General features: G+C 45.1%; 8 protein-coding genes and 2 pseudogenes. 6 read left to right on the top strand and 4 right to left on the bottom strand.

Annotated features, from left to right (window positions below):
* Positions 1 to 35: 35 nt before the first annotated feature.
* Positions 36 to 1183 (bottom strand): IS3 family transposase gene (locus tag KT99_RS13215; RefSeq protein ID WP_086017597.1). Its coding sequence is split into 2 segments (ribosomal slippage): positions 36 to 931 and positions 931 to 1183, totalling 1149 coding nucleotides; the frame shifts between segments, so codons are not numbered across the junction.
* Between the two features lie 67 nt (positions 1184 to 1250).
* On the opposite strand from KT99_RS13215, the pseudogene KT99_RS13205 reads away from it, so the two are divergent.
* A pseudogene (locus KT99_RS13205) lies at positions 1251 to 1696 on the top strand (IS1595 family transposase); the annotation flags it as partial.
* Positions 1697 to 1834: 138 nt separating this feature from the next.
* Here KT99_RS13205 and KT99_RS13200 read toward each other — a convergent pair.
* Positions 1835 to 5986 (bottom strand): collagenase, encoded by a 4152-nt coding sequence (locus KT99_RS13200; RefSeq protein ID WP_005500863.1) that lies wholly within the window; start codon positions 5984 to 5986, stop codon positions 1835 to 1837.
* Positions 5987 to 6481: 495 nt separating this feature from the next.
* On the opposite strand from KT99_RS13200, the gene KT99_RS13195 reads away from it, so the two are divergent.
* The 5 genes and pseudogenes from KT99_RS13195 to KT99_RS22935 all read left to right on the top strand — a co-directional run.
* On the top strand, positions 6482 to 6961 hold the full coding sequence (locus KT99_RS13195) for an aminoacyl-tRNA deacylase (protein ID WP_005500862.1): 480 nt from the start codon (positions 6482 to 6484) through the stop codon (positions 6959 to 6961).
* A gap of 500 nt (positions 6962 to 7461) precedes the next feature.
* A complete protein-coding gene (locus KT99_RS13190) occupies positions 7462 to 8196 on the top strand; it encodes an IS1595 family transposase (RefSeq protein WP_005500861.1) in 735 nt (244 codons plus the stop codon).
* A 25-nt stretch (positions 8197 to 8221) separates the two neighbouring features.
* A complete protein-coding gene (locus tag KT99_RS13185) occupies positions 8222 to 8860 on the top strand; it encodes an IS4 family transposase (RefSeq protein ID WP_005500859.1) in 639 nt (212 codons plus the stop codon).
* A gap of 143 nt (positions 8861 to 9003) precedes the next feature.
* The gene (locus tag KT99_RS22940; protein WP_232504303.1) at positions 9004 to 9309 is read left to right on the top strand and encodes a helix-turn-helix domain-containing protein; all 306 of its coding nucleotides are present in this window, start codon (positions 9004 to 9006) and stop codon (positions 9307 to 9309) included.
* A pseudogene (locus tag KT99_RS22935) lies at positions 9261 to 9740 on the top strand (IS30 family transposase); the annotation flags it as partial. The gene KT99_RS22940 and the pseudogene KT99_RS22935, both read left to right, overlap by 49 nt.
* A gap of 426 nt (positions 9741 to 10166) precedes the next feature.
* On the opposite strand, the gene KT99_RS13170 reads toward KT99_RS22935, so the two are convergent.
* Positions 10167 to 11804: a methyl-accepting chemotaxis protein gene (locus tag KT99_RS13170; RefSeq protein WP_005500857.1), complete on the bottom strand. Its 1638-nt coding sequence runs from the start codon at positions 11802 to 11804 to the stop codon at positions 10167 to 10169.
* A 170-nt stretch (positions 11805 to 11974) separates the two neighbouring features.
* Complete coding sequence (locus KT99_RS13165; RefSeq protein ID WP_005500856.1) at positions 11975 to 13111, bottom strand: hypothetical protein; 1137 nt, start codon at positions 13109 to 13111, stop codon at positions 11975 to 11977.
* Positions 13112 to 13476: the final 365 nt, after the last annotated feature.

The raw sequence follows: 13476 nt of genomic DNA, 5'->3' as shown, positions 1-13476 counted from the left end.
TAGTGGTCAAGTAAAACTGGACAGCTCTCAGTGTTCTATCCAGCTAGTCTAGCTTCTGATTCAACAGGAGTTAGATAGCCATTGTAGCTGTGAGGTCTTCGTTTGTTGTAATATCCCATCAGGAATTCGCCTATATCTGTCTTAGCTTCATCCAGCGAGCCATATCCTTGTTCTGGTACCCATTCGCTCTTTAGGCTTCTAAATACTCGTTCCATTGGCGCATTGTCCCAGCAATTACCACGCCTACTCATGCTTTGTTTGAGCTGATATCGCCAAATCAGTTGCCGGTATTTTGAGGCAGTATATTGGCACCCTTGATCTGAGTGAAACATCACACCTTTAGGGTTTCCTCTTATCAGATAAGCCATGGTGAGAGCTTTAGCTACTAGCTCAGTATTAGGAGAGTCAGACATCGACCAGCCAACAACACGACGGGAAAACAAGTCGATAACAACGGCCAAATAGACCCAGCAAGTACCAGCCCAGATAAAAGTGATGTCACCACACCAAACTTGATTTGGCTCCGTCACCGCAAATTCACGAGATAAATGATTGGGGATATCAACATGCTCTTTAGGGGCCGCTTTATACTTATGTTGACCTGGTTGACGGCTTTCAACACCAGCATCTTTCATCAGACTCGCGGCCTTATATCGACCTACCTTTTCACCCTTTTTCGTCAGCTTTGCAGCAATGGCTCTTGCTCCTGCTGAGCCTCTCGGATCCTGATGAAATTCTTTGACCATATCTAATTGTCTCGCCTTATCTAAATCTATCGGCTTATCTTTAACGTTCAGCCAGTAGTAATAGCGGCTTCTTTCAAGGGTGAAAATATCACAAAGTGATACCATGCTATGCAGCTCCCTTAAGCCATCAACTATTTCAAAAGATTGATGGAGTCCGACATTAAGAGAGCGGTAGCCTTTTTTAATATTGTATTATGCTCTTCTAACTGTTTGACTTTATTTTCTAATTCTTTAATCCTCTGCTGCTCTAAGGTTAATGCCGAGCCTCTTGGTGTTTGCCCCTGACGCTCCTCTTTCAGCTGTTTGACCCACTTCCTAACAGCGCTATGGCTGACTCCTAATGATTGAGCCGCTTCTGCAACCGAATAATCTTTGTCCAATACCAACTGAGATGCTTCAAGTCTGAACTCTCGTGGATAGGCATTTCTTCTTTTCATATTTACACCTTATTTAAGTGGTTATTTAAACACACAAAAAGGTGTCCAGATCTATTAGGCCACATCAGCCTTCGTTGGGGGAAAGAGAAAAGGTAAACGCCTGTGTTAATTGCTGTTGAAAGCAAAGTGAAACGCGCGGGATTTATCGCTATGCAGGCCGTCGACAGTGTTTGTCATGAAGCCGTTAACGATTTTGTTGCTAGGCACTTAAATGCACAGCAAGAAGTTCATACTGACGGACTAGCCGCTTTGAATATCATAGATAACACTCAACAGCATGAAGCTAGGGTTACACCGAGTGAGTTGGTCGATGAATGGTTGCCTTGGGTTCATATTGCAATAGGTAACTTAAAAGCCTTTTTACTCGGCACATTTCATGGAGTTTCGGGAAAATACCTTCAAGAATACCTTAGTGAGTTCTGTTATCGGTTTAACCGAAGAAAAATGGAAAAAGAAATCCCTAATAGGCGGTTAAATCTGGCAATAATTCATGCGCCGGTACATTCGTACTGAGTGAGGTACATAAGCATGTTTTTTAATCTTCTATTCAAAGACTATCTGTTTTTACACATGAAAAATGGGCCTTAGTTGCCTAAGACCCGCTTGTTTTATGTGCGAACGACAAAAATCGCTTTCAGTAGCGACTCAATGCTATTTAAGCGTGACCTTTAGCGTCACATCTTCGCTGCTAGGCATGCTCTGCACCGAGACATAGTACCAACCACTCTTTGGCTGGTTCACAGTCACACTCTCTATGGTTCCTGGGTTAGCTGATGCGCCAGTATTGCTGCTCGCATCGGGCCAGTTCTCACCAACATATAACTCCAGCTCTCCAACACCATGACCCGTCTCGGCCGTTAAGCTCTGAGTACCGGCAGGCACATTGATATAGAAATATGAGCGACCATTTTTGACACAGATAGGGACACCGTCACCGATGCTACCATAATCTTGAACAGATTCAGTCGCGCACGTATCGGCTAATGCACTAGGCAGCTCTGGCTCAACGGGCGGCTCGACCGGCGTGGAACCCGAGTCAATTAAACTCACCTTCACTGTGACACCTGAATAGCGAGTGCCGGTGTCGATGGCAATATAACGCCAGCCACGATTAGCTACCACATGCAGGCTCTCGCTGTTACCGCTTAGCTCAGACTTAGATTGCGCATTAGTCGATGATGCCCAGGTATCGGCATTGAAGTAGATGTTGGCATCTCCCTCACCGCCTTGTGTGGTGATGTAAAGATCTGTGTTATCCGTATCCACATAGACATAGAAACTGCCTTTGCCACCGCTGATACACTCTTCATTTTCAAGGGTCAACTGGCCAGAGGTGATCGTGGCGACGCCACAACTCTGCACAACACCATTGTTCGGATCGTGCGGATATACATCGGCATTATCACCCACACCATCGCCATCACTGTCCAGAGTTTCCGTCGCATCGTTAGGGAAGGCATCTAAGTTATCACCCACACCATCACCGTCACTGTCCAAAGTTTCCGTCGCATCGTTAGGGAAGGCATCTAAGTTATCACCCACACCATCGCCGTCCGTATCGACAGATTCAGTTGCATCATTGGGGAAAGCGTCTTGTGAATCTATGACGCCGTCACCATCTGTGTCCACAGGTGTAGAACCGCCACCGACGAGTTCCTCTGTGATTTCATAGTCATTACTGACACCTTCTTCAGTCATCACAGCCACACCTAAACACTGGCCGCTAGTATTGGTTATTGCCGCACGGCGGTGACCAAACCACTTCCAGGTGGTCGCACTGTCATAGGTTTCACCGTTAGCCAAGGTCGTGAAGCCGAAGCTGTCGCTTAGCTCACCGGTTTCATTGTCTACACGATAGACACGAACAGGTGTGCTGCTGTTATTGGTAAAGGAGAAATCAGCCTCGAACGGACCCGTTAGATGCTTATTCATCAGATCACAACTGCCTATGGTATTGGCCGCAGGAATCACCTCAGGCGCCGCCACATTGGCAATGGTAGCCGCGTCGATAATGAAATCGGCAGTTGCATTGTTTAACACACCCACACTTAAACAGTTCAAGCGGGCATCGGTTAGCATGATGCGACGATCGCCAAACCAGATATCGGATGTGTAGCTCTCACCTTTATTGAGCGTGCCGTAACCAAAACCAAACCCAGTTGCCGCACTGGCATACTTAGGCTTGCCCGTCAGGCTATCGACCCTGAACAGACGAATTGGATAATCTGTGGTGTTAGTGATGGTAAAGGCGTGGGACTGATCCTTGATAAGGTGAGGTCTGGCTAACTCACAGCTACCCAACATATCTTGCTCTGGAATCGCCTCAGGCACCACATCCTTGACTAAGTCGGCATCGATAGTGAAATTGTTCTGAACCGGTTCCATCATGGCAACCCCTAAACAGTTCATGGCATTATCGGTCAACATCAAGCGATCGCCTTCGCTCCAGCTAGCAGCTGTGTAACTTTCACCTCGATTTAATGTCTTGTAGTTCTTGGCAAAGTTAGCAGTGCCCTTGTTGTTATCTACCCAAAACAGAGACACTGGGGTATCTGTGGTATTGGTGATCGTATATTCGGTCTTATTCGCGTCCACCTTACGCACGTATTGCTGAGCCAAGGCGCAACTACCTATGGTATCCGCTGCCGGAATCGCCGCCGTGGCAGGTGCTAGAGTTTCGGAATTTGCTAACACGAAGGCTTCGAAGCCAGCCTCTGTGCGCTCCGCAACTCCTTTTAGTACTGCTATATAGGCGGCATTATCACCGGCCTGTAGTGCAGCTGCGATAGAGGCAACTTCGTCCGGATGCTGCTCACCTAGGTAGCGCATGGCAAAATAGCCCCATTGATACAAGTCATCATACTCGTAGGACATAAACAGCACGTTATACAGAGGCGGAATCGTTTCGCCCTTCAAGGCATTGAGTGTACGGGTATGCTCGGCGCCGTTGGCCATATATTCGGCCATTCCCTCAGACCAGGAAACGTTATAATCGAATGAGCCATATGATCCGGCCTTGATGTAGCGGCCATCGAGGTAGTGAACAAATTCATGTCTTAAGTTATAGATCTGATCGATATACTGACAAGAGGTTCCCACCCAAGAATCCGGACACTGCATGGCGATAAAGCGCGCCTGATTACCGACATTTTTCGGTGTTCCTTCGAGGTACATACCACCGTTATTGGTGCTAATGCCGAAAAACTCAGGGGCATACTTCTCATAATCTTCGGGGCTGGCGAACGCCACCACTTCGATGACATCGTTTTGATCATCTGTGACAGGCACGCCGCCGGTATTGAAGAAGTTATGGAACTCAGTCTCTTGCAACGCAATATCGGCGCAAGACTGGGCTAAAGTTTCCTGGCTAATACTGCTTTGGGCGCGGATAACCACCTTATCGGTACACTGATGGCGTACAGTTAAGATATCTTCCTCTTTGGGTGGCACCAGACAGATACCAAACAAGGGATCACTGGCCTCACACTGACGACCGGCTGACTTTAAGTAATTCTTGGTCACTATGCCCTCAGTGGTTTCAACCGAGATAACCTGGGTCACCTTGCCGTGTACCTCTAAGACGGTGCTATCGAAACGCGCCTTGGCTTCATCGGTGGCTATGCTGGATATTTTACCCATAGCAATAAAAGTGTGAGGCAAAATCCATTTTCTATCGGCTTCATTAGGCCATTGCATATCCAGAGAGGTTTCACCTAGAAAGGCGAAGGAACGCATCACAGAAAGAATATCCAGCATATTATTGTTGTAAGCAGATTTGACCGATGCATCACCATAGACAGCAGCAGAATCCAGAGCACCTAAAAGTGCCATGGTCGCATTACCAGCATTGCCAGCACCAAATGGAGTGGTCTGAGTAGAGTGGTATTGAATCGTCGCTAACAGATGTGGCAGTTGGTCTTTAAAATAGGTCGCGCCAGCATCACGCTCAAAGTTATTCAGTGCCTTGGCATAACCTTCCTGGATAACGCCGCCATCAGTGCTCAAAAAGCCGGTCATACTCGCGACGGCTTGTAGTGCAATGCTCAGCTTAGCCGCCTCTGCATCAGATATAGCTGGTGCGTAATATTTATATGACCCCAAGAAGTAGAGCAGTTGATTAAGATCCGGGTCGGTCAGATCGTCAGTGCTTGCAAGGTGGTGAATCGCATCACTCACATGGTCAATTGGGTCTTCCAATGCGCTGGCGATGCCTTCAAAATCGCTGTAGCTTGCGGCTAATATGCTAGCAATAACGCTGGCATATTGTGATTTTGATGTGATACTCGGCGCTGGAATATCGACGACAATATGTGTATCAAAAACGATATAGTCACCCATAGGAGGAGGAATTATACCGCCTGTCACCGTCACTTGCAGTGTCGTTTCTTGTATATTGCCGTTAATCCTAAAATAACGAGAACCGGCGCGGGAAACAAAGGATATGGACTCGTTGTTAGTCCCACGGATTGCACTACTTAACTCAACATTTCCACTCCAACTATCACCCTCATAGAGGAAAATATCAGCGTCACTACCATTGAATGTTCCATTGGATGTAGTGATGGTGACGTCACTGTTTTCATAGGGCACATTCACATATAAATAGTGACCATAATCGGTAATACAGTGAGTCTGATTCGCCAACACTTCGCCTTGTCGATCTAAGGTCTTAGTACCACACATGTCTACGGCTTGAACCGAACTAGAATAGAGTGCACCTAGGTTAAGTGTAAGTAAGATAGCGCTAGCCAGAACAGACTTTTTGGAAGATATACTATTTTTTGATTTTATTATATTTTTCATCTGGTTTACCTCATGTAACGACGTCTGCTTATTGCTAGACATACAAGTCATCTACGTTAAAAGACACTTTAGTTCTACGATACAAGCCGTAGATATTCCTTTAACTGCACACATTAAAGTGGCAGGTGTCTTTAATAATCCATCTCAATTTGTTGTTTTTTCTTCTGCGCCTACGAAGTAGCAATTTTGTTAATGGGATGTATCTTCATTACTTCTACTGTATATTGCATGCACAATCAAGGGTGAATGAATTTTACTCATGTTAATGCCTGAAGAAGATTTGGATAAGAATAGAAGAACAAAGAAAATAAGACTTGTTAATCAAACGCATAAGCAATGGAATGGATTTTTTATAACAAAAATTAATTATCTGACTAAATACTCAGTACCTATGAAAGTTCGGTTTGACTCTATTCGGGCCTAAGTTTCAGTCTGCATTTATGCCTCTGGACTATAATTACTACTAACGTCATATCAGCTTCGAGAGGTAACACCATGACTATTTCTACCCGGTTAAATGAGTATCTACAGGATAATGAAGTGAACTATGAGCTTGTGTCTCATCCCCATAGTTTTAATTCTCTGAGCTCGGCCATAGCGGCCCAGGTATCACCCTCTCAGCTGGCAAAGGCGGTGCTCTTAGAAGATCATGAAGGACGTAAGATGATGGCTGTGTTGCCCGCTAACCATAAAATCAGCCTAGGGGCACTGGGTGACAAACTCAATCGGGACCTACACCTGATGAAGGAACGGGCTGTTTATAAGATGTTTAATGACTGTGAGAATGGGGCTATTCCCCCCTTAGGAGGCGCCTACAACTTAGAAGCGGTTTATGATGATCTGTTAGTCGATGCCCAAGAAGTCTATTTTGAGGCCGGAGACCATAGCAGCTTAGTGCGCATAAGCCGAAAAGATTTCGTTAAACTGATCAAAGATGCCAAACACTTAAGATTTAGCCATCAAAATATACACTAGGCTTGAGCCTGACTCTTCTACACAAATATTGAAAAAATTGAATTTTATTGAATCACCAGGATCTAATCATAAAATTCAATAACTTAAAGTCTTTAACAATGTCAATTTTCAATGCAGAAGAATGGGCTAAATCTCACTTTCAACATGCTAAATTAGGTGATTTCGCCGTGCTGATAGGTTAGTCAGTACCGCAGCCAATATGGCTCGTAGCAGCGGTAAGTCTATCGCGCTATTCAGTCTGTGATAGAGAGGCCGATATATTAAGTTATATCCAAGATAAACAAAAGCATAACGAACGGTTTGTCATCAGAGCAAAGCATTCCAGAATCATTGAAAACTCAGACGAAAAACCGTTTGAATATCTTGAGGCGCAGCCCATCTTAGGAACGTATAGCATCGATGTTGCTCAAAAGTGAATTAAAACAAATACATGCCTCTGCATATGAGTCAGTTTCAGTCTATTCTTATTGTATAAATCACGACTAGAAGTGAGATTGACGATGAAAACGCCTGAAGCTAGTTTTTTTGAATGGCAACGCCAGTTTGGTTCTGAAATTGATTGTTTAAACCACCTTCCCTTAGCGAAGTGGTTTTGGGCCATCTACTTTCTCTGCTCAGATAAAGGCAGCATTTCAGCATTGAGGCTCAGTAAACTCATTGAGGTTAATTGGCGAACGGCACGCTTAATATTGAGCAAGTTGAGAACGGCAATGGGTCATAGAGACAGTCTATATAGGCTTTCAGGTCTCATTGAAATTGATGATGCCTTCGTTGGGGGAAAGAGAAAAGGTAAACGCGGACGTGGAGCTGCAGGGAAAACGCCTGTGTTAATTGCTGTTAAAAGCAAAGTGAAACGCGCGGGATTTATCGCTATGCAGGCCGTCGACAGTGTTTGTCATGAAGCCGTTAACGATTTTGTTGCTGGGCACTTAAATGCACAGCAAGAAGTTCATACTGACGGACTAGCCGCTTTGAATATCATAGATAACACTCAACAGCATGAAGCTAGGGTTACACCGAGTGAGTTGGTCGATGAATGGTTGCCTTGGGTTCATATTGCAATAGGTAACTTAAAAGCCTTTTTACTCGGCACATTTCATGGAGTTTCGGGAAAATACCTTCACGAATACCTTAGTGAGTTCTGTTATCGGTTTAACCGAAGAAAAATGGAAAAAGAAATCCCTAATAGGCGGTTAAATCTGGCAATAATTCATGCGCCTGTACATTCGTACTGAGTGAGGTACATAAGCATGATTTATAATGATCTTGCCGTGGCTTAATGCTAAAGAAGGCGTGAAATCAGTCAATGTGATTTACGCCCAAGAGAAAGCATCAGCCACGGTTACCGAGCCATTACGCTGGATACTATTAACCACAGAACCCATAGAGACTTTAAAACAAGCCCTGCATGTTATTGATATTTATGCTGCCAGATGGCGAGTAGAAGATTTCCATAAAGCCTGGAAAACAGGCGCTGGTGCTGAGCGGCAGCGAATGACGGAGCCGCAAAATTTAGAACGGGCCGTTTCCATTTTGGCCTTTATTGGTGTGAGATTACTGCAACTGCGAGAAGTCATGACCTTAGCCCTCTACCTCAGAAAGAAAGGGCTTAGCGATGAAGCAACAAGCATAGAAAATCAGTGTTGTGACAGGGTATTAGAAACAGATGAATGGATGGTATTGCTGCAACATTACAAAATTAAAGGTCATGACGGAAAAACAGCTCCGGATATGAAATGGGCTTACAAATCATTAGCTAAGCTAGGTGGTTTTACTGACAGCAAAAGAACAGGAATGGCGAGTTGGGGGACTATTTGGGAAGGCTGGGACACATTGCAGGCACAAGTTTCAGGCTATCGTTTAGCTAAAGAAATGTTGGCTGCAGGTAAGGCGCTATGAGATGTGACTAAGAGACAGGGCTTGAGCAGTTAATTTAACTCGTAAAATGCTGAGGTAATACAATAAGTGCAACAGATTAAGGTTGAAAAGTGAGAGAGCTGAAGGCAGAATTTTAGTTCTCACACACAAATTCAGAGTCGGTCATGAACAAACAGTACCATCAGCTCACTCAGGAACTACGATACCAAATATCTGCCTCCCGTAAAACAGGTATGACACTTCGTCAGATCGCCGAGGAAGTCGGGGTACATTTTAGTACCGTATGCCGTGAGTTAAAGCGAAATATCACCAGCCTAAACTATGACCCGAAAATGGCACATACGTTAAGCTGTAAGCGTAAAAGGATGTCGAAAAAGCCTGTAAACGCCAGCCAAGTACTGACGAGATCATTCGAAAATGCATGGTGCTTAACTGGTCTCCTGGGGCGATCTGTGACCGCATGCCAATAGAATTCGCCCCAAGTGAATGCTTGAGTCATACAACCATTTATCGGCGTGTTGAAGAGAATAAGCAGCAAGGTGGCACTTTATATAAGCAGCTACCTCGCTATGGTAAAACACGTTGGAAAGGTGGAAAAAGGAAGCGTAATGCGGGTGTCAGCTTGATCCCAGACCGAGTAGATATCAGTGAACGCCCGAAAATTGTAGCAGCAAGAGAACGAATAGGTGACTGGGAAGGCGATACCGTTCATGGGCAAGTCCATACTGCATTGACAATAACCTTGGATAATGGCGGTGAGTTTGCAGGCCATATGAAGGTTCATGAAGCGACGGGAGCGAAGGTTTATTTTGCCAAACCTTATGCGAGTTGGCAGCGAGGAACGAATGAAAATACTAACGGTCGGATTCGGCGGTTTTGGCCTAAGAAATTCGACATGGCTAGGCTGACGGAGGAGGAAATCGAGAACAGGATATTGCAACTAAATTTAACGCCAAGAAAGATATTAGGCGGGCTAACACCCCTCGAGGTCTTTACTGGTAAGCGTGTTGCACTTAGCGCAGAAGATATCGACAGTGCGTGTGGGGCCTTTCTTATTGGGTTTTGCCATGTTTTTTGACTTACTATTGATAATGTTAATGTTATAAGTGGCTATTCTAATCGAGTAAAGCATGAACACAAAATATGCACTGAGGTGTTCAAACATACCAAGAAGGGGCTTGGTAATATGTCGCCGGATTATAAGGCGGCTACCGCTAGTGAACGGGCGTGTGTTATGGCGGCGACGAAGAAGGGTAAACCGTGCACTCATTCAGGATCCCAAATCGAGTGATTGGGATCGCTGGATTAGTCACAAATCAGATTATATTTAGACGGTCTTAAATTGATCTACCATGCTTTTTAAACCTAAAGACAGCTGACTCAGTTCGATACAGGCTTGCGCCGTCTGGCCTGCTCCGGTTGCTGCCTCCGATGAGGAGACGTTGATGGCTTCTACGCTGCGGCTTAGATCTTCGGTTACCGAATTTTGCTCACTACAGGCGCTGGCGATCTGGATGTTCATCGTTGCGATTTGAGTGACGGCCTGCTTTATCTCGGATATCTTCTCGCCCGTAGATCGGGTTTGTGCTACGCAGCTTCGGATCATTTCGCAGCTCTGCTTAGTGGCAGCACCAGCCTCAATGGCGCGGAGTTGCAGTTTCTCGATTATCTCTACAATTTGACGGGTCGAATCTTGGGTTCTTCCTGCTAGTGTGCGGACTTCATCGGCGACCACAGCAAAGCCACGACCCTGTTCACCGGCGCGCGCCGCTTCGATGGCTGCGTTTAGGGCCAGCAAGTTGGTTTGCTCGGCAATACCGCCGATAACGTCGACCACCATGGAGATACTCGCGGAGTCTTTCTCTAGCTGGGCTACCATTTCACCGGCATTTTCGATGACCTCTGAAACCTGTTGGATCTCGATGATGTTCTGTTGAACCTCTTGATTACCTTGATCGGCATGTTCGGTCGCCGAGTTAGCCGAAGATGATGCCTCTTCGGTATTCATGGCGACTTCATTGACGGTCGCTTGCATCTGCTGCATCGCAGTGGCCACCATAGTGATCTCATTTTGTTGCTGCACCATACCCTGAGATGACTGCTCAGAGATGGCGCTCACCTCTTCGATTGAGGAGCTAAGTTGAACCACGGCGCCGCTTATCTCATCGACAATCTCTCGCAGGTTTCTCTGCATGCTGATACAGGAGTCGGCCAGCCGTCCAAACTCGTCATTGCCTATCTGGTCGCGATTTATCTGATAGATCAGATTACCGGCGGCGATCGCTTCGGCCATCGCCATCACTTCACGCAATGGGTTACGAATTTGTCGTCCGAGAAAGAGAGTCATCATTGCCATTAAAGCAAATAGCGCCACAACACCGGCATAGGTCTGCATGATTGCGGTGCTGACACTTTCTAGTGTACTAGTACGGTCATTTTCCGTGAGCGCTAGATTGATATTTGTCAGCTGGGTTAAGGCATCTTGCATCTTATTAAACTGCTTATATGAGCTTAGCAGGTACGTGTTAGCGCCTGCCAGATCATTTTGCAGCACTATATCATTGAAACCGCTCTGGGCACTGAGGTAGTTCTGCCAGTGTTGTCTAGCAAGTATTAAAGCCTGCTGCTGCTGATCATCTGTCTGAATGCTCTTTTCATAGGTGTTGAGCATGTCGGTGACATCATCAATCATATTGTCGGTTGTCTGCATCCAGCTCTTCATCTCTGGGTCGCCAATACTGGGCAGGAAGGAGAACTGGTCCCGGCGAATGAAGATGGTGACAAATTTGATTTTCTCGACCAGTAACACATTAGGTAGTACTTCGTCAGTCAGTGTCAGGATATTATCGCGTGTGTTGTTCAGTCCCGATATAAACAGCATGCTGAGGGCTATGACTGCTATGGCGATACTGCTAAAGGCCAGGGCGATTTTGTTATTAATCGATAAGTTTTTGATATTTATCATAATCGGAGTTCCTTATTCCTTTGGTGATAAAAAAAGCCTTCGATAGGGCGAAGGCCGGGTCATAAGATGTCCATTTAATACATCGAGATGAGAACGTGCTGACCCTTAAACCGAAAGAGGAGCAATAAAATATGGGGGGAGCTTATTGCCTACCTCCTTCGTGCTTGCGCTTAGAAGTAATAAGCCATGCTGATGTTAAAACGCTTGTCCCAATCACCGCCCATTTCAGGCAGACCGATATGGTCGTTGTTCGCCGTTGAGAAGGTCATATTCTTACCCATGATGAAATCGATTTGGGTGTAAGTAGGGCCTGCAGAAATAGCAGCACCTAACACGTTTTGCATACTGTCATCATAGCTTTCGTCGGCAACATCTGGTGTCATTAAGCCGAAGTCATTGTAGAACTTTACACTACCCCAATCGGTTGGAATCGTTTTTGCCAGATTGATACTGTATACCTGTGCCTTAGAGGCTATTTCATACTGCCAGCTGACCACAGCGATGGCGATCTTGTTGTCATCCGCGCTATCTGCCGCATTATATTCATACTGCATGGCTTGAAGTTGCAGGTTCCAGCCATGGAATTTGCTGTCAATGCTAGCGGCAACGGCATATCTATCGCCATTGTTACCGGTTTTAGCGTTATAGATTTGACCCACTTCAACCGAGGCACCAAAAGTGGTTGAGCCGCCCTGGTGTTCCATGGTGTAAGTTTGGCGCAGGTTAAGCTGGTTTGTTTCTTCGTTGTTATACTCGGTACCGTTGATCGTGCCGGTATACAGGTCAGCTGCGTACTGTTTGTTTTCGCTTGGTCCATATTCTGCACTCTTATAGAAAGCCATATCTGTGTGCCAACCGTTTTTCTCGAAGGTGGCTTTTACACCAATATCATAGTCGTCTTCAAAACCAAGGTAGTAGGGAAGGCCGAACCAATAGCTGTTAGAGATATATCCCAGGTTGCCAAATGGTACTTGGTTAATACCGAACTGAAGTTCCCAATCAGGATTGAAATCGTAGAAACCGTAACCATATTTGATATAGTTAGTGTCGGCAGTGAAACGGTAATCCGACTTTAGTCCCCAGTTACCATGCTTACCGTCAAATTTTAGTGACGCCATGTTAAATGTCATGTCACCACCTTTATCTTTTGAACTCTCGCTGTACTCTTTATATGAATAGTTAATACGCACTCCACCGTGGATACTCATGCCATCTTCATCAGCGGCTGCAATGGTGTTGAAACTACTTAATGCAAGAGCGCTTGCAATAAGATAGATATAAAATGTTTTGTTGTTTTTCATCATCATTATATTCCAATAATATTTAAAGTTTTTAGTACTTAGTTTGTACTTATGTGTGAAATGGTTTTCACTTATATGTAAATTAGTGTTTCGTATTAAATTTAGGCAAGTCATCTTCACCCATTAAGTTACAGGTTATTTTAAATTCATAGGTTATGTATATGTTCACCATGGTTATAACCTGCGCAGGCATGCTCTCCTAATTAATTATGTTCCTCATTGGTATGCTTATTGTAGGCTAAACATTTAGGTTTATAGGCTTGGGTTAAAGTGTATATCTCCGTTAGATAAGTTATTGAGCTCCGTACTTTATCTTTGCCTATTGAATAAGTACGGAAATATTTTAACCCCATAAATAATAATCTAACTGT

This window comes from Shewanella benthica KT99 (assembly GCF_000172075.1).
GTDB lineage: Bacteria > Pseudomonadota > Gammaproteobacteria > Enterobacterales > Shewanellaceae > Shewanella > Shewanella benthica_A.
The sequence above is the reverse complement of the archived record's forward strand: the minus strand, read 5'-3'. Positions and strand labels throughout refer to the sequence as shown.